The organism is Blastopirellula sp. SH421 (assembly GCF_057808535.1).
Genome location: NZ_CM173712.1, coordinates 202,341 through 219,013 on the forward strand (window position 1 = coordinate 202,341; position 16,673 = coordinate 219,013).

Here is a 16,673-nt window from a genome sequence, read left to right on the forward strand (position 1 = left end):
TGCGCCGTAATCGAGTGGTCGCCGCAGGGGAAGATTTCTCGTGACATCTAGTTTTGCTTCTTTATACTGAGGAGCAGCGAAAACTGTCACGCTTAGTCCATCCCGCCCAGTGACCGCCATGCCAAAATCTCCTGCCTGCCGCTTGTTTGTACTGCTAATCGCCCTTTTTGGCGGCCTGATCTCTAGAGCTGTCGCCCAAGAATCGCCACCGGATCTGGCCAAGAAACAGCGCTCGCTGGAGGCGGCCGAGAACGAGTCGGTCCGTGAACATATCCGCAACTTTGCTGGCCGCGGCGCGACCGGCGATTTCTCGATTCCGGCGCTCGAGCCGGCCCAGGCTCAGCAGAAGTTTGTCACTCCGGACGATGTGACGATCCAAATCGCACTGTCGGAGCCTGAAGTTCGCCAACCGGTCTGCATCAACTTTGATGAGCGGGGACGAATGTGGGTTGTGCAGTATTTGCAGTATCCCTTTCCGGCCGGTCTGAAGGTAGTCAAGTATGACGAGCATCTTCGCGCCGTCTTTGACAAGGTGCCTCCAGCGCCGCCGAATCATGATCGCGGCGCCGACAAGATCACGATTCACGAAGATACCAACGGCGATGGTACGTACGACAAGCAAAAGACGTTTGTCGACGGTTTGAACATCGTTACCAGCGCCTTGCCGGGCCGCGGCGGCGTGTGGGTGATGAACCCGCCGTATCTCCTGTTCTATCCCGACAAAGATCAAGACGACGTGCCGGATGGCGATCCCGAAGTGCACTTGGCCGGATTTGGCATGGCCGATACGCACGCGGTCGCCAACAGCTTGACCTGGGGGCCCGATGGCTGGTTGTATGGCGCCCAAGGAAGCACCTGTTGGGCCAGCGTCACGTTACCGCGACTTGACCCGCAGCCGCCGATTCATTTCAAGGGGCAAGCGATCTGGCGTTACCATCCCGAGCAGGAACGGTTTGAGGTTTTCGCTGAAGGGGGTGGCAATACGTTCGCCGTCGAATTTGACGCCCAGGGACGCGTTTACTCGGGCCATAACGGCGGCAACACTCGCGGGTTTCATTACGTTCAAGGTGGCTACTACTCGAAGAGCTGGGGCAAGCATGGCGCTTTGACCAATCCCTACGCGTTTGGATATTTCAATCAAATGGGACACGCCGCCGCCGAGCGTTTTAGCCATACCTTGGTGAAGTACGAAAGCGACGCGTTGCCCTCTCGCTACTTCGGCCGTTTGATCGCGCCGGTGCCGCTGCATAATTATGTGGCTGTTTCCAAAATGTCGCCGGACGGATCGACTTGGAAGACCGAGGACGAGCTGAAAGTGATCGAGACCGACGACGTTTGGTTTCGCCCGGTCGATATCAAAGTCGGTACCGATGGCTGCGTCTACATTGTCGATTGGTGTGACACACGGCTGACGCATGTTGATCCTCGCGATACGTGGGATCGAGCCCGGGGAAGAATCTGGCGTTTGCAGCCCAACAAGTATCCGCATCAAGAGCCGTTTGATCTGAGCAAGCTTTCGACTGCCGAATTGATTGAGACACTCAATAGCCCCAACAAACTGCGCCGTCAACTGACGCAGCGAATGCTCTATGAACATGGCGACGCCAGCGCCGCGGCCAGCCTGATCAAGCAACTGCCGCAAACCACAGGACAATTAGCACTGGAGTATCTGTGGGCGATCCATGGTTTGAAGCAGTATGACCAGCAAGCGGCGACGATTGCGCTGCGGCACGAGGATCCCTATGTCCGCATCTGGGGGATCCGTCTGTTAACGCCGGAGTTAGCCGAGAGTCGGGTGGATGATCTCTACCGCTTGGCCGAGCAAGAAACCAATGTCGAAGTTTGCAGCCAGTTGGCGTGTACGGCGAAACGAATTCCCGGAGTGATCGGCTATGAAACGGCGGTGCGACTGGCTGCTCGCGATGACTTGGCCGATGACCCGCACATTCCGCTGCTAACCTGGTGGGCGATCGAATCGCACGCCAACGATTCTTCGTTGGCCGCCGGCAAGATTGTCAAACAGTTGCAGGCGACGAAGATCGGCGGCGGGATTGTGCTGCCTCGTTTAGCGCAGCGTTTGGCGGCCGAACCGACTGAAGAGCATCTGTTGGAACTTGCCGAATTGCTGAATGCAACGGAAGCCCCCGAACTTCGGGCCCAGATGCTAACCGGAATCGACACCGCTTTCGCTGGTCGCAAGATCGAGGGGATGCCGTCGCAACTGCGCGATGCCATTGTCGCGGCTGCCAGCGGCGATTCGGTCGAGCAAATGGCGCTGTTGGTGCGAGCTGGCCAGAAAGAAGCCGAGACGGCCGCGATTGCATTGATCGAGGATGAAAAAGCCAAACTCGATCAACGGATTAAGCTGGCCCAACTGTTAGGACAAGTCGGATCGACGACGGCCCGCGATGCGCTATTGCGACTGTCGATGTCGGCGGCATCGGCCCAGGTTCGCTTGGCGGCGATCGGTGGTTTGCGACAGTTTGATTCACCCGAGATCGCGGCCGCACTGGTTGCCCGCTACCCGCAAGAGAAAGAGCCTGTGCAGTCGGCCATTATCGACTTGGCCGCTGGTAGGGCCGCATCGGCCCATCGATTGATCGATGCGATCGAGCAGGAGACAATCCCTCGCTCGGCCGTCGCAGTGGATTTGGTCGAGAACCTAAAGCTGCACGGCGATGAGTCGTTGAATGCGCGAATCGCCAAGCAGTGGGGAGCGACGCGGTCGACGCCTGACGAGTTGGCGCAGTTGATGGAGCAAACTGCGACCATCTTGCGGACCGGTAAAGGAGACGCCGCACACGGCGCCGCGATCTTCAAAAAACAGTGCGGCACCTGTCACAAGCTGCATGGCGAGGGGGCGTCGATTGGGCCTGACCTGACCGGCTACGAACGGAAGAACATGGATTACATGTTGCTATCGGTGGTCGATCCGAGCGCGGCGATTCGGGAAGAGTTCACCAATTTTCGGGTGCTGCTGATCGATGGCCGCGTGTTGTCTGGGTTTGTGCGTGAGCAGGATGATAAAACGATCACCCTGCAAAACGCCGAGAATCCGCAGTTGGTGATCCCGCGCGACGAGATCGAAGCCGGCCCGTTGGCGGTCGACAAGTCGCTGATGCCGGATCGCTTGTTGGGCGACATGACGGCGACGCAGATTCGAGATTTGTTCGCCTATTTGCAAAGCGACGCGGCGCCGTAGACGGCGAGTATTTCTTCTGTTCGAGATCAGGCAAACGATCGATTGAAAGCAGCTATAGGCGGAACCTCCAGACAGAAGATATCGATACAGTCATTTCTATCTTTCTTTAAGGTTGATTCCAATGCGAGCGAATGTCCCCTCAGGCTGCGACTGTCGTCGCGGCTTTACGCTGGTTGAACTGTTGGTTGTCATAGCGATTATCGGCGTTTTGATTGCTCTGTTGTTGCCCGCCGTGCAACAAGCCCGCGAAGCGGCGCGGCGGATGAGTTGCAGTAATAACATGAAGCAACTCGGTTTGGCGACGCACAACTATCACGACACGCATCGGGCACTGCCATTCGGCGCACGCTACTACATCACCAAAGCAGGTACGAGCTGGCGCTGGGCGCTGTTACCGTTTATGGAACAGACCTCGATTTATGATCTCGACCGAACTTCCGGCTATAACCTGGATACCTATGTCGGGGGCAACTCGCAAACGGACATCAACGCCTACAGCAGCTATACGCGGCAGTTGTTTGGTCTGATTGTCGATGGTTATGTCTGTCCTTCCAGCGCACTCGATCCGAACTATGCTTACAGTGCGAACCTAAAAGCGATTGGCTCGGTAACGCAAGGGCATCACTACGTCGGCATCATGGGCGCCTATCCTGATCCGGCAGGGCGAACGACTACCTATTACAAGACTCAGTACGACGCCTATGCGACCGACAATGGGGCATTGTTGATCGGCAAGTGCGGCGGCTTGAAGGATGTCATTGATGGCACGTCGAACACGATTCTCATTTCCGAACAGTCGGGCAACGCGAACGCCAGCGCGGCTACGCGAAGGATCGCCAACTATCACACCGGCTGGGGCGGTTGCGCTCAAACTGGGTCGGTCGCCGATTGGCGCGCCGGCTCAGCGGGATTGCACAAATATGGGAGTGGGTTAACGGCTGTCTACCATTCTCCCAATCCCACCTCGGTCGGCGCCGAAGCGAACGCTGAATGGGACTTCAATACGCCGCTGACTTCCTTTCATCCCGGCGGCATCCAAGTGGTTCTGGTCGACGGATCGGTCCGATTTGTGCCGAACACGATTAGCTTGATGACGATCCAGCAATTGAGCGTTCGTGATGATGGTCAAGTAATCAGCGAATATTAGTCCCTGATGTTCGTTGTTCCACGCATCAAGAACTTCTATTGAGGTCCAAGTCAATGAACCGTCTTTTCGAAATTTGGATTGTCGTCGTTTTTGTCAGCATGCTAGTGGGGTGCGGTACTGGAGACGAACGTCCTAGCGCCACCATCCAGGGAATCGTGACTCTCGAAGGCAAACCATTAGAGCAGGGGAGCGTTCACTTCACTTCTCCCCAGACAGGAGAGTCGGCCTATGCGAATCTCGAGCTGGGTGGCAAGTACTCGGTCAAGTTTCCCTCTGCCGACCTTGGTCAGGCGTATCAAGTCTCGATCGGCAAAACCATCATCGAAGAAACCGACGCCCACGCGTTGGCCACCAATCCGCCAGCAAGGATGACGGTGCAGATCCCGGCCAAATATACGGAACGGACGACCAGCGGGTTGCGCGTTATGGTCGAAAAGCGAGGAGAGACCCGGTACGACATTGCGCTCTGATTCGGTGACTAGTTCTCTTGAAACGCAACGCCATCTTTGGATTTGTGTTTGACGTCGTACATCAACTGGTCGGCGCCATGCAGCAGCGCATCGGCGTCGACTGTGGGATGGTGATAGATCGCAACTCCGATGCTGAAAGTGACCGGCCAATTCTCCGCCGCCATTGCTTGGTTCAGTCTTGTGCGCACGCGCTGGATGACGATCTCTGCTTGCTCTTTGCTTGCGTCGGGCAAGAGTAACGCGAACTCGTCCCCGCCTAGTCGCGCGACGGCGTCCATCTCGCGGACGCTTCCACACAGCGTCTTGGCAATTTCTTTGAGCAAGCGATCTCCGGTGCGATGCCCCAGGGTGTCGTTGATCTGCTTGAAATTATCGCAATCGATAAATGCGACCGTCAGCGGTGAACCGATCCGACGGCAGTGCGCCGCTTCGCGCTCCGCGGTGTCATTAAACGCGGTAATGTTTAGCAGGCCGGTCAGCAAATCAACACGCGCAAAAAGTCGCTCGCGCTCGTAGGCGCAGCGCAGGCGCCAAACTACGGAAACGACCACCAGAAAAAAGGAGGCATGCACCGCCGTCAGCCAGATTTCGGAGAGCGACAACCCCGGCGAATTGCTATGGATAAATAACGTGTCGTCGAGAAGCCAAGCGACCGCGCAAAACAACGACAACACAATCGCCGTTTGCAAGCTTGCAACCCAGCATACGGCCACAACAAACGGCAAACAAAGGCCGATGATGGGAACGGAGTTGCCCAGATAGAAATCCATGCCGCCAATCACCAAGCAGAAGATGCAGGCGACAAGCAGCGTCAACTGGCGATGGGCTGTACACGCATCAAGCCAGCGTTCCATTTGTGACGGTTGTAGCGAATCGTGGTCAGGGTGAAACGGGGACATTGGTCACTACAAGCAGAACCGGGGAGTACAAATAACAAGGGAACATAGGTCACTCGTTATAGGTGCGGTTGAGTCCGAGTGATGGATTACGAGTCGAGATCGTATTCTTTCAGCTTTTTGTGCAGGGTATTCCGATTAATCCCCAAGCGGGTCGCCGCTTTGGTCTGTACCCCGCTGCAGGATTGCATTACCTGGGCGATCAGTTCTTTCTCGACTCGATTGACCACGCGGCTATGCAAATCCTCGGCGTCGGGGTCGGCTTCGCTTAGACCTTGCTGCACGACTTCTTGGGTCAATGTTTCTAGGTCAAACGACTGCGCTGACATGCCAAGACTCGGCCGTTTTGAGCCGCTACGCATCTCTTGCGGCAGCAGATCGATGGTCAACTCATCGGATTCGGCCAGCACGACGGCGCGCTCGACATAGTTTTGCAGTTCGCGGACATTGCCGGGCCAATCATGGTCTTGCATCGCGTCCATCGCATCGCGCTGGATATGCACCACATGCCGCTCGTTGGCGTCACTATAGACATTCAAAAAGTGGGCGACCAATTCAGGGATATCTTCGCGCCGTTCGCGCAGCGGGGGAATACGAATCGGCACCACGTTGAGCCGCCAGTACAAGTCTTCGCGAAAACGTTCGGCTTCGACCTCGTCCATCAAGTCGCGGTTGGACGCGGCGACCACGCGCGTGTCGACGCGGATGGTTTGCGTGTCGCCGACCCGTTCAAACTCGCGTTCTTGCAGCACACGCAGCAATTTGACCTGCAAATGCAGCGACGTCGAGTTGATTTCGTCGAGGAAGATCGAGCCGCAGTGAGCCGCTTCAAAGCGTCCGGTGCGGTTGGTGACCGCGCCGGTAAATGCTCCGCGCATGTGTCCAAATAGTTCGCTCTCGAGCAGGCTTTCGCTCAAAGCGCCGCAGTTGACCTTCACAAACGGGCCTGCCGCGCGTTGGCTCAGCCGATGAACCGCCGAAGCGATCATCTCTTTGCCAACGCCGGTTTCGCCCAGCAATAGCACCGATGCGTTACTGCCTGCGACGCGACGAGTGAGTTTGTAAACCTCCATCATCGCTTGGCTAGAGCCAATCAAACCGGGGATCGGTGACTCGTAGCCGATCGTCGCCAGCGAGCGCGGTGCGTCTGACCAATCGCTGTACATATCCTACTTTTCGACCTCTTCCATTTCAGGCTGCACGAGGCCGGGTTGATCCAGGCGAACCCCCTTGGCGGAAGCTTCGATGGTATCGAGCAAGCTCGCCAAAACATCTTGCGACTCGCGATCCTGTTTTTCGCTGTCGTTGTAACGTTCGTATTGCAGCAAGATTTGCTCGCGTGTTAGTCGTAGTCCCGCACGCTTGACCGCGTCAGCAAACGCTTGCGCACAAAGCTGACGCTCGCCTAGCGGACGGACAATCTCACTGGCCGTCTCGACCAAGGCATGCTGCGCCAGCGGCGTCGCCAAGTTGCCCAACAGCGCCGACGCGTCTTCCATGGAGGTCGGATCGCGAACCAAGGCCGAGATCGCCGCATCGTACAAAATGAGATCATAAAACTTGTACGTCGGATCCGCCGCTAGGGCGGCGAGCGAAGCGAGGGCTTTGTCGCCGCGGGCTTCTCGTTCGTCAGCGGCGACCAGCAATCGCCCTTGGCAGGCGTACATCTGCTGAATCTGTCCGGTCAGACCTTGAGCATCGTGGGCCCGGATCAGCGCCAGCGAATAGGGATCGTCGGCCAGGCGAACTTGCCAACGGCTATAATCTTCGAGCCACGGTAAGACCCCGATCGGCGTGTTGGCCGTGCGTCGATCATGATGCAAGATTTGCACCATTTCATACGCGCCTGGCCGATCGACGGCATCGCTGATAAAGATTAATTCAACATCAGGAGTCGCATAGGCGGCGTCAAAAAACTCTCGGCGGCCGCGACGTGTGACGGCGCTATAGCCCAGTTCCGTCAGGCGGCTTGCTAGTTCCTGAGCGCGAATCGGATCGGGATCGGCGATCACCGCGATTCGCTCGCCAGAAGTTTTTGCAAAGGAGAGCAGCGCTTCGATCAAGGCGCTGGAGCCCGCGTAAGGCGCGGTGGGATTCAGGGCCAGCACCGCATCGACGGCGGCGGCTTTGACGCGAAAGTTGCCATGCGACAAAGCGGCGGCTAGCGGGCTAGGGCGCCCTTTGCGCGGAGCCAGCGCGGCCAAGTCTCCTTGTTCTCCCAACCAGCGAGCGGCGGCGATCGCGGCCATGGTCATGTTAGGATGGGTTAACGCGTAATCGAGCGCATCTTCGACGGCGGCGCTTCCTAGTTTTTGGGCGGCGGCGTCTGCCGGCGTTCCCTTGATTTCGGCGTTGGGGCCATCCAATGCGATCACGCTTTGCAACGCCGTCAGCATGCGCAGGCGGGCGTTTAACGAGTTTTGCGGATTCAGGGCCGCCAAGTCACGCGCCAATCGAGCTGTCCAAACGGTCGATGCGTCGGCCATGCTCAACGTCTTTTTGGTCAGATGGGGCGCGGCGTCGTTCCAGGTCCAGACGTCGATCTCGGCAGTGGGACCGCCGGCAAAGACCGGTTCGCCTGCCAAATAGCCTTCGATCCGTTGGGTCAATAACTGCTCGACATCGTCGGCCGTCGCAGGCTCGCCCACGATATCGATCACCGCTTGGCTGGCGGCTTGCTGAACTTCGGACGGCGCAGCGGCGGCGAACGCCGGACCAACCAGGACTTCAAGCGAACGCGTTGATCGCAACGCACCCAGCGCTTTTAATGCGGCGGCTTTGATTTGCGGATCGTTGCTGTCCAGCGCGCCCCACAGCGGCGGTTCGGCATCTTGCCCCAGTTGCAGGATGATCGTGAGAGCCGCGTTGCGTGTCGCCAGTTGGTCGCTTTTGGCGTAGGCCAACAGCAGCGGCTCGATCGCTGCGGCTCCAGCGCCGCGCAGGGCGATGTTGGCGCGGCGAATCGCCGTCTCGTCTGTCGAAGAGAGCGCGTCTACTTGCTCCTTCAGGAAATCCGGATTGCGGGTTAGCTTTTCAACCGCAGCGAAGACCAACTGCGAAACTTCGGTTCCGGTCGGTTGCAGCTGCGGGAGCGTTTGGAAACGGATCAGCGGTCCGCTACCCAGCTTGGCCTGCATCTTGACCAGGTCCTCATCACTCGGTTTATCGCTCAGCAGCTGCTTCAGATAATCTAGCGCCAGATCGTCACGGCCCAGGTCGACCATTAAACCGGCGGCTTCGGCGAGTTGCAAAGGCGTTGTCGGCAGCGATTCGCGAATCGCGGCGACGGCCGGAGAATCGACCACCGCAGGAGCCGCAGCTTCGTCGGGTGCTTGAGCGGCGACGCTGCCGACGGCAGTCAGCAAGATCCAGCAAGTTACAAGTGTTGATCGCATGGTGAGTACGCGGCGGGGCTAAAGGGAGAACCGCTTTCCAGCATTTGGAGTACCGACGTCGCGCTTCCGTGCAGCGGGGGAGAACTAGTCCAAGTTTAATTGCTCTTTCCAATAATGGACCTGTTTCTTTACTTCACTCGGAGCAGTTGAGCCATAACTTTGAAAAGCGGCGACCGCTTTATCGACACCCAGCACGTCATATACGCTCTGATCGAGTGACGAATTTAATGCTTGAAACGTTTCTAGCGGCAGGTCGGCCAAGCGGCAATCTTGCTCCATCGCCTGTTTGACCAAAGCGCCGATCTGATGATGCGCGGTTCGCTGGGGAGTTCCCAGCTTGATCAGGTGCTCCATCAGCGTCGTGGCGTCCAGAAAGCCGCGATCAAGACGCGAACGGATTGATTCGACCTTTAGCTCGGCCCCAGCCACAATCGGCGCCGCTAGTTCTAAGCAGGCCGAGACAGTGTCAAACGAGTCAAACAGCGGCTCTTTGTCTTCTTGCAAGTCACGGTTGTAAGCCAGCGGCAAACCCTTCATCAGCACCAGCAGCGTCTGCAGATTGCCGATCACGCGGGCAGTCTTGCCGCGAACCAGTTCGCAGACGTCGGGATTAATCTTCTGCGGCATAATCGAAGAGCCAGTGCAGAACTGCTGCGGCAGCTTGATAAAGTTAAATTCGACCGTCGACCACAAGACCCATTCGTCGGCCCATGTGCTGAGATGCTCGGCAATCAACGTCAAGCAAAACGCAAATTCCAGCAGATAGTCGCGATCGCTTGAAACGTCGAGACTGTTTCGCGCCACATCCTCAAAACCAAGTCGTTCGGCCACGTTGTGTCGATCAATCGGCAGCGTTGTCCCGGCCAAAGCGGCGGTTCCCAGGCTGCAGATGTTGACCCGGCGGCGACAGTCGGCCAAGCGTGCCCGATCACGCGCCAGCTTCTCGGCATAGGCCAACCAGTAATGGGGCGCGAGGACCGGTTGGGCGCGTTGCAAATGCGTATACGCAGGCAAGACGATCTCGGCATCGGCATCGCAGCGGCCGACAAAAGCGGTCTGCAAGTTTTTCAGGCGAGCGTCGATCGCGTCAATCGCTTCGCGAACCCACAACCGCGTATCGGTCGCGATCTGGTCATTTCGGCTTCGGCCGGTGTGTAATTTTCGTCCCACATCACCGAGGCGCTCGACCAGCTCCTTCTCGATGTTCATGTGGACATCTTCGAGCGCCTGCTGGAACTCAAACGTGCCGGCGTCGATTTCGGCACGAATTGCTAGCAATGTCTGCTCGATCTGATTTGCTTCGTCCAAGGTAAGAACGCCGACGTCTGCTAGCATTTGAGCATGGGCGATCGAGCCAGCAATGTCGACGGCGTAGAGCCGGCGGTCGAAGCTGACGCTCTCGGTGAAACGCTCAACGCGCTGGTCCGCCTCGGTTTGAAAGACCCCGCTCTGTGAAGGACTGACGCGTGCCAAATGTGCCTCGGAAATGCGCAGCAAAGAAAAGCTAGAAAAATCGACAACATTCGAATATTAAACAGCTTAGGAGGAGGTGTCAACGAGTCGGGCGCCCTGGTTGCATATTATTTGGGCAGAAGCGGCCCCCATTCTCGGAGGGGCCTGCCTCTTCCTTAAAATTAGCCCAGGATTCACCCCCGTTTGCCCCCGCATCAGGGCCCTAGATCGGGATTGCTGCGTATTTAATCTCCATTCTCGCCTAATTCAGAGGCAGGTGATATCAAGGGGAAGCGAACCGGACTGGCGTATCTTTTAATATCCGCTGTGAGAGCGAGAGAATTTCGCTCGCAAGTCGATGACGAAGGTCGAAACCCGAATATCGTCGATGGCAATTCCCTTTGAGTTAGACATTCTCAGTGACAGGGACGGCATCCCCGATTTAGGTGGTTTGCATCTCGGCGCACACTACCTCGGGTCATGTATTTAAAAGGCAGCGCATCCAGCGCAGTAAACCACCACGTCGATCTCGCTTGAAGTTGCCGATCTTCAACGAAAACACACCGCCAAAGTGAAACCCGCAGTCGCATGTTGCGATAGATGTGTGAATAAATAATAGCAAAACACTAGCTATTTGTCGAGGTTTTTTTGCCGGCTGCCTGCCAAGGACTGTGTCGCACAGCGAATCCAGCCTGGGCAGTTGGGGCGCTCCTTGGAGTCCCAGGAAGGCTCCATCCATCCTTTCGGCGCTTTGTCGATCGCTTTTCCGCCAGGCACTCGCCGCTGCAGTAAGTGTGTCAGGGTGGAGAACTCGTCTGGTCTTGTTTTGGATTTCTCAGGCTCTGCGGCTTCACCGCAAAATCCAACCAGACCGAAGAACGCATGATATGGTTTCATTGGCGAGCAGCGTGAGGCTAGGCTGGAAGTCTCTCTGCGCGTTATCGTGCTCGACTCGCCATGGGTGTTGGATCAGGCATGAAAATGGATATTCACTATCAATTTGAACTGGAACTGCGGCTCTTGGTGGCGACGACTACCGGACCCTGGCGATCTCCTCAGGAGAGCATCGCAATGGGGGATTCGATCGGCAAGGTAGCGAATCGGCATCAAAGAGAGCGAGTATTGTGGTTGGACCATACCGCAGGACGACCGCTTTCGGTGCTAGAGTCGCATGTGGCTGGCGAAGCGGCAGCCGAGGCGTTGCGCGGATTAGCGGTCGCTTATGTACCGCTGTTTCCTATCAGTCCACAATTACAACAACAGCTGGATTTTGTCGCCGCCGTAGCCCAAAACCGAGGGCTGCGCGGTCAGATTTGGTTGGAAGAAGCGGCTGCCCGCGAGTGGCTCCTCGCGCTGCCCAACAGCTACTTCACGCTCTGCGATTGGTAGTGGTAGGCCTACGGCGGTTGGTGAGCAATTCCCGAAGGTATAGCCCACTGCCGGGCCACGGATAAATCGCGGCGGAATAGGGTCGGAAAATCATGAGAGTCGCCTCGTGGCTGAAGCCCCACGGGCCGACCTAAAAAAGCCAGGGCGCCGTCGCTGTACGACGATCCCCTGGCTTTTTTTAAGACGGCCTCTTTGGGCCAAAACCATCGTTAGATAGTTAGAGCTCCATGCATAGCGTAGCCCAGTACGACCGTGACGACGGCGCTGAACGCCAATGTAATCAATCCCCATTTGCGGGTTGATTTAATTTGCCACCACATGATTAGTCCCGAGATCCCCCAGAAAACCATGACAAACGCCATCGCGTCGACGATGATCGCCCAGTACCACTTGGGGCCTTTTTCGTAGGGATAGACATGGGCAATGTGCAACTGTGTCAGAAACCGACGCCAGCCCATTTGGGTTTTCGGTTCGGAGCCAACCGGCGTGCCGCTGATGCCGCCAGAGCGAGGATCGTAGAGCGCATTCCATTGCTCCCCGCCGCAGTCGACCGTAAACGCGATCGTCGGAATCGTGGTCACAATGATTTCATCCGCCGGGGGAAAACCAGTACGTTCAAGGATCGTGGGGACCGTCGCGAGCACGCGATCTTCGAGCCGATCTTCTAGTTGAATCGCCGCTTGAGGGCCATCCTCAGCAGGGGCTTCGCGGCCGCGTCGATCGCCGGATGCTCGAGCGCTTTCATTTCCGCCGCCTCCAAAAGATCGGGTCACGACCGGCGGGCCGGCCGTAAAAGGGGCTTGGGGGAGCGGTTTGCGCTCGCGATTTCCTTCGTAGTGAACTCCGCCTGCGGAGTGGGTTAGATTAAACGCGACGCTTATGACCTTGTCTTTAAGGTTGTTGTATTTGACGGTGGCGAAAGCGGTTTGGCGTGCGGCGTATTCGGCTTCTCCAACAAGTTGGTAAGCCTTCTCCGGCGTTTGCTGTTGGTTGAGTTGGGCGATCACAAGTTGGGCTTGGTCAGTTGGCGACGGCAAAATTTCTAGCGGCGTGCCGACCAATGCAGCAGCGCCAAACGTCTTGTTGGGCGTATCGCGGAAAGAGTAGGGGTGATTGAACAAGAAGCCGGTGAAGCCATACATGATCGCCCAGGGCAAAAGAAATAGCCCCAGATAAAGATGCGAGCGGCGGATTAGCTGCGTGGTCTGCTTAAGCAGCGAGCGTTTCCGTAGCTTTGGCTTGGCCGCTGTGGGTTGAGCGGAGTCTGATTCTTGGATGCTCTTGAGAGGTGAAGCAATGCTCATTTTAATATTCTCCAATGACCTCGCCGCCGCTGCGCGAACCTAAAGCCTGGTATGTGTCGTGCTGGATCGTTTCACTAATAAATCGAACGCTGCCATCGCAGAGCGCAAACTGTCCGCCGCCAGGATGGGTGCTGCGGAATGCGTAGAGGCCGCTCGTCTTCCAATAATCAGTGACGGTGCGATCGACCACTTCGTGCGTATTAAACGGGACGTTGGTGCTGGCCGTGACATATCCATAAGGATGACCAAAGCTCCAAGAGGTATTCCCTTTGCGAGGGCTGCCCGAGTTTGCGCCGTTGGTAAAGGTGAAGTTGGTTAGCGTGTAGTGCATCTCGCCGGCCAAAAGGGTATTGGTGGTTCCGTCGGTAATGTCTGCAAAACGCACTTTGCCAAAGTAGCGAGACGCGATGGGGCCATCGTCTGGAGTCCAGATGGCGTTATAGCCAGATCCAGAAACATAGGTGTAGTTGCCGCGTGAGAAGCCATAGCTAGACCATGCCGGCCGCGGGGGAAGCTCGGGGATCGGCATCGTCGGGCAAGAAAACAGGTCCAACGGCTGCGACGTCAGCGAGGCATTGGTGACTCCATCACCGTCGGGATCGGTCGTGTCATCCGGAGGAAGATTCTTTTGGTAGCGATCGCTAATATTGCCTTGTTCGATGTACGGCAAGACCGCCAAAAATGGACTGTAATTGATATAGAAGTTGGGGTCAGCGGATTGCTGCCCTTCGGTCAGCCCCTTGGTGCCGTAGGCGGCCGGCGGAAAGTTGCGATTGGTGTCATGGAAGAGATGGGTCGAGAGTGCGAGTTGTTTGAAATTGTTGCTGCATTGCATGCGTCGCGCGGCTTCACGGGCTGCCTGAACGGCGGGGAGCAGCAGGGCAATCAGGACGCCGATGATGCCGATCACCACCAATAGTTCGACCAGGGTAAAACCATCTTGGGAGTAGGGTTTCCGAAATGAGCGGAATCTCATGTGAATTGTTTCTCTCGCCGTAGAGACTTGGGGGATTGGCCCGAGCTATCGGAACACGGATTTCGCTGGCGGCGGCTGGCGACAGAATGCTGCTGAGTTAGAGACTCAGTCTCACTTGTGTCATCGATTGTAGTTGGATTACGGTGGGTATCAAGTGGGAAGCAGTAGCGAACAGATTTTTTAGGATCGCAACCCGGCGGAGAGGGGGGCTGCACAGTGCGGCTTGCTTAGCTTTCGTCGGCGAGCCGTAGTTTGGCGAGGGCAATCTGCTCGGCTGTCGGTGTTTTTTCAGAGGGGAGATGTCCGAGCAGGTCGAACTCTTCGGGGCCGATGATTGTGGTATGAGCGCCCAGCAGCACGCGGCGGTACTCGGCTGGCATCGTCATGATTTTTTCACGAACCGCCGGGGGCAAATCGGCCAACAGCTCGGCGACGTTCTCTTCGCTGACCAGCAGCAACAGGCGATGCGCCGCTTCGGCGGCCGGGATTGAGCCGCAATCAAAAAGGTCAATGATCTTTACTTTGGATTGCATTCAGGACGCTTTGCGTTGGACGGCGAGTTGTGTCGATACGGGCCAATTGTAGTTGCCAGGCCGTTTTGACGCGATTCCCAGCAAAGGCCGGGGAAGGTTGGAGAGAGAACTTCGCCTACTTGCCCCGAAAACCAGCGGCGATCGGTAGTGAGAGATGAGCTTTTCAATGGTCTGCCGAGCCGAGTCTAGCCGGGGAGAATTATGAAAGGAATCAACAAACGGTTGCGATCGGCCACCGTCCGGGGAGGAGCGGCGAGCAGGCGAGCGACGATTACGTCAATTTTGGGTAATGAACTGGCAAAAGCAGCCGAATTCTATTGACGAAGGTCAATTCGCGGCGATAGGATCAGACTGCAAGAATTACTTGTCGGCTGACGAAAGTCCCGAAGACGCGAGCGACGATCAGGTTTCCGGTCCGAATTTTCGAACGGCGCACGACCGAATCTTCTTCTCCCCTTCTGACTGTAGAGCCGGCTAAGGTAGCCGCTCGCGAATCACACGCCGGTGGTTACGCTGCTTTTTTCGTGTTTCTTCGATCCATCCGTGATCGATCGTTTCTAGTCAGAATGTTTGAGTAGGTCTGCGCCCGTGGGTAAGAAGTTGTATGTAGGGAATCTCCCCTACGGTTATGGTTCCAGTGAGCTGGAGAACCTGTTTGGTCAATATGGTCAGGTCGCCTCGGCGAGCGTGATCAATGATCGCGAAACTGGCCGTTCGCGCGGTTTCGGTTTTGTGGAAATGGCCTCCGATGGCGACGCAGTCGCTGCGACGGAAGCCTTGAATGGTTTTGACGTCGATGGCCGTAAGCTAGTTGTGAACGAAGCTCGCGAACGCGAACGTTCTGGCGGCGGCGGTGGTGGTGGCGGCGGCTACGGTGGCGGCGGCGGCGGTGGTCGCAGCGGCGGCGGTGGTGGCGGCTATGGTGGCGGCGGCGGCTACGGCGGCGGCGGTGGCGGTGGTGGTGGTCGCGGCGGATACGGCGGTGGTGGCGGCGGCGGCGGTGGCCGTGGCGGCGATCGCGGCGGACGCGGCGGCGACCGTGGTGGAGACCGCGGCGGCGATCGCTGGTAAGCGACGCTTCCCCTCGGCAATTGTTTGCCGAAACTAAATCAACCTCGAATAACGGCTGTCACCATGCAGCCGTTGTTTGTTTCTTGACCGCCCGATTGCGCCGGCTTAGGCGCCATCCAAGTAGTGATCGTCATACAGGCTGTAAAACAGACCTGGTTCGTACTCAGCGGTCCACAGCAGGTCGTATCGCTTCTCCTCCCAGACCTCGAACTGGACGACAAAGGAGCTGGGGCGCTGGCCGGGGTCGAGCACTTCGATCAGGCCTTCTTCGTGGCGTAACATCATTGCAATACGATTGGCTTCTAGGAAGAAGCCAGCGCCGCTCAGCGACTCATCGCCTGACTCGTCATTCTCTCGCCACAGGAGAAATGCCTGGGGGGAGCCTGCGTCATGCTGAAATAGATACGTACGATCGTCGATCAACACCTGCGACTTCTGCAATCGCGGCAGGTCACGCACCGCCAGCAGCACTGCTTGAAAGTGCTTGCGATCGCTGCCCGCACGGCAAGGAGCTGTTCTGGCATGCGACCGGGGCAACGTCGCGATCACACCAATGGATCCGCACAACGCGGCGACGGTAAATGCCCAGTTGTAAGTGAGCGATAGCCAAAGGATCGCGGCGCCATGCACGATAAGCAGCGTCAACAGCTTGGCGATGCGTCCACCGTACACATCCCATCGCAGCGTTCCCCGGATGTGATCTCGATCTTGCCAAGTGCTGGGACGAAGCAGGTGGCGCACATACCAAGCGAATTGCATCGCCCAGGGATCGGTGATAAACCAGTGCAGCGTAGCGGCGATCGTCGCGATGTACAGAAGCCAGGCCATGGATCGCTCG

13 protein-coding genes are annotated in these 16,673 nt (G+C 57.2%); 5 read left to right on the forward strand and 8 right to left on the reverse strand.

All coding sequences use genetic code 11. The annotated features are described in order from the left end of the window. Positions 1-118 precede the first annotated feature (118 nt). From SH421x_RS00790 to SH421x_RS00800, 3 genes are all read left to right on the forward strand, one after another. The gene (locus SH421x_RS00790) at positions 119-3,202 is read left to right on the forward strand and encodes a PVC-type heme-binding CxxCH protein (protein ID WP_488853393.1); all 3,084 of its coding nucleotides are present in this window, start codon (positions 119-121) and stop codon (positions 3,200-3,202) included. Between the two features lie 121 nt (positions 3,203-3,323). Further along, positions 3,324-4,349, forward strand: coding sequence for a DUF1559 family PulG-like putative transporter (locus tag SH421x_RS00795; protein ID WP_488853394.1), 1,026 nt, complete (start codon positions 3,324-3,326; stop codon positions 4,347-4,349). 53 nt (positions 4,350-4,402) lie between these two features. Continuing rightward, the gene (locus SH421x_RS00800; protein ID WP_488853395.1) at positions 4,403-4,819 is read left to right on the forward strand and encodes a hypothetical protein; all 417 of its coding nucleotides are present in this window, start codon (positions 4,403-4,405) and stop codon (positions 4,817-4,819) included. 8 nt (positions 4,820-4,827) lie between these two features. Here SH421x_RS00800 and SH421x_RS00805 read toward each other — a convergent pair whose 3' ends face one another. The 4 genes from SH421x_RS00805 to argH form a co-directional block, all read right to left on the reverse strand. Next, a complete protein-coding gene (locus tag SH421x_RS00805) occupies positions 4,828-5,718 on the reverse strand; it encodes a GGDEF domain-containing protein (RefSeq protein WP_488853396.1) in 891 nt (296 codons plus the stop codon). Between the two features lie 86 nt (positions 5,719-5,804). Beyond that, positions 5,805-6,791, reverse strand: a complete 987-nt coding sequence (locus SH421x_RS00810) for a sigma-54 interaction domain-containing protein (RefSeq protein ID WP_488856503.1) — start codon at positions 6,789-6,791, stop codon at positions 5,805-5,807. Between the two features lie 93 nt (positions 6,792-6,884). Further along, positions 6,885-9,110: a HEAT repeat domain-containing protein gene (locus tag SH421x_RS00815; RefSeq protein WP_488853397.1), complete on the reverse strand. Its 2,226-nt coding sequence runs from the start codon at positions 9,108-9,110 to the stop codon at positions 6,885-6,887. An 84-nt stretch (positions 9,111-9,194) separates the two neighbouring features. Further along, on the reverse strand, positions 9,195-10,583 hold the full coding sequence (argH, locus tag SH421x_RS00820) for an argininosuccinate lyase (RefSeq protein WP_488853398.1): 1,389 nt from the start codon (positions 10,581-10,583) through the stop codon (positions 9,195-9,197). Between the two features lie 954 nt (positions 10,584-11,537). On the opposite strand from argH, the gene SH421x_RS00825 reads away from it, so the two are divergent. Further along, positions 11,538-11,951 (forward strand): hypothetical protein, encoded by a 414-nt coding sequence (locus tag SH421x_RS00825; protein ID WP_488853399.1) that lies wholly within the window; start codon positions 11,538-11,540, stop codon positions 11,949-11,951. A 209-nt stretch (positions 11,952-12,160) separates the two neighbouring features. On the opposite strand, the gene SH421x_RS00830 is transcribed toward SH421x_RS00825, so the two are convergent. The 3 genes from SH421x_RS00830 to SH421x_RS00840 all read right to left on the reverse strand — a co-directional run bounded on the left by SH421x_RS00830 (position 12,161) and on the right by SH421x_RS00840 (position 14,764). Continuing rightward, entirely contained in the window at positions 12,161-13,255 is a 1,095-nt protein-coding gene (locus SH421x_RS00830; protein WP_488853400.1) for a PepSY-associated TM helix domain-containing protein, read from the reverse strand. 1 nt (position 13,256) lies between these two features. Next, positions 13,257-14,231 carry a DUF1559 family PulG-like putative transporter gene (locus tag SH421x_RS00835; protein ID WP_488853401.1) on the reverse strand — a complete coding sequence of 325 codons (975 nt, stop codon included), beginning with the start codon at positions 14,229-14,231 and terminating at the stop codon, positions 13,257-13,259. A gap of 227 nt (positions 14,232-14,458) precedes the next feature. Next, on the reverse strand, positions 14,459-14,764 hold the full coding sequence (locus tag SH421x_RS00840) for a hypothetical protein (protein WP_488853402.1): 306 nt from the start codon (positions 14,762-14,764) through the stop codon (positions 14,459-14,461). A gap of 588 nt (positions 14,765-15,352) precedes the next feature. On the opposite strand from SH421x_RS00840, the gene rbp reads away from it, so the two are divergent. Further along, the gene (gene rbp, locus SH421x_RS00845; protein ID WP_488853403.1) at positions 15,353-15,835 is read left to right on the forward strand and encodes an RNA-binding regulator; all 483 of its coding nucleotides are present in this window, start codon (positions 15,353-15,355) and stop codon (positions 15,833-15,835) included. 105 nt (positions 15,836-15,940) lie between these two features. Here the strand turns inward: rbp and SH421x_RS00850 are convergent, their stop codons facing one another. Next, positions 15,941-16,663: a hypothetical protein gene (locus SH421x_RS00850; RefSeq protein WP_488853404.1), complete on the reverse strand. Its 723-nt coding sequence runs from the start codon at positions 16,661-16,663 to the stop codon at positions 15,941-15,943. Positions 16,664-16,673: the final 10 nt, after the last annotated feature.

Bases quoted from the DNA above. Each gene is read 5' to 3' on its own strand.
- SH421x_RS00790 (WP_488853393.1), top strand. From the start codon at position 119: ATGCCAAAATCTCCTGCCTGCCGCTTGTTTGTACTGCTAATCGCCCTT.
- SH421x_RS00795 (WP_488853394.1), top strand. From the start codon at position 3,324: ATGCGAGCGAATGTCCCCTCAGGCTGCGACTGTCGTCGCGGCTTTACG.
- SH421x_RS00800 (WP_488853395.1), top strand. From the start codon at position 4,403: ATGAACCGTCTTTTCGAAATTTGGATTGTCGTCGTTTTTGTCAGCATG.
- SH421x_RS00805 (WP_488853396.1), bottom strand. From the start codon at position 5,718: ATGTCCCCGTTTCACCCTGACCACGATTCGCTACAACCGTCACAAATG.
- SH421x_RS00810 (WP_488856503.1), bottom strand. From the start codon at position 6,791: ATGATGGAGGTTTACAAACTCACTCGTCGCGTCGCAGGCAGTAACGCA.
- SH421x_RS00815 (WP_488853397.1), bottom strand. From the start codon at position 9,110: ATGCGATCAACACTTGTAACTTGCTGGATCTTGCTGACTGCCGTCGGC.
- SH421x_RS00825 (WP_488853399.1), top strand. From the start codon at position 11,538: ATGAAAATGGATATTCACTATCAATTTGAACTGGAACTGCGGCTCTTG.
- SH421x_RS00830 (WP_488853400.1), bottom strand. From the start codon at position 13,255: ATGAGCATTGCTTCACCTCTCAAGAGCATCCAAGAATCAGACTCCGCT.
- SH421x_RS00835 (WP_488853401.1), bottom strand. From the start codon at position 14,231: ATGAGATTCCGCTCATTTCGGAAACCCTACTCCCAAGATGGTTTTACC.
- SH421x_RS00840 (WP_488853402.1), bottom strand. From the start codon at position 14,764: ATGCAATCCAAAGTAAAGATCATTGACCTTTTTGATTGCGGCTCAATC.
- SH421x_RS00850 (WP_488853404.1), bottom strand. From the start codon at position 16,663: ATGGCCTGGCTTCTGTACATCGCGACGATCGCCGCTACGCTGCACTGG.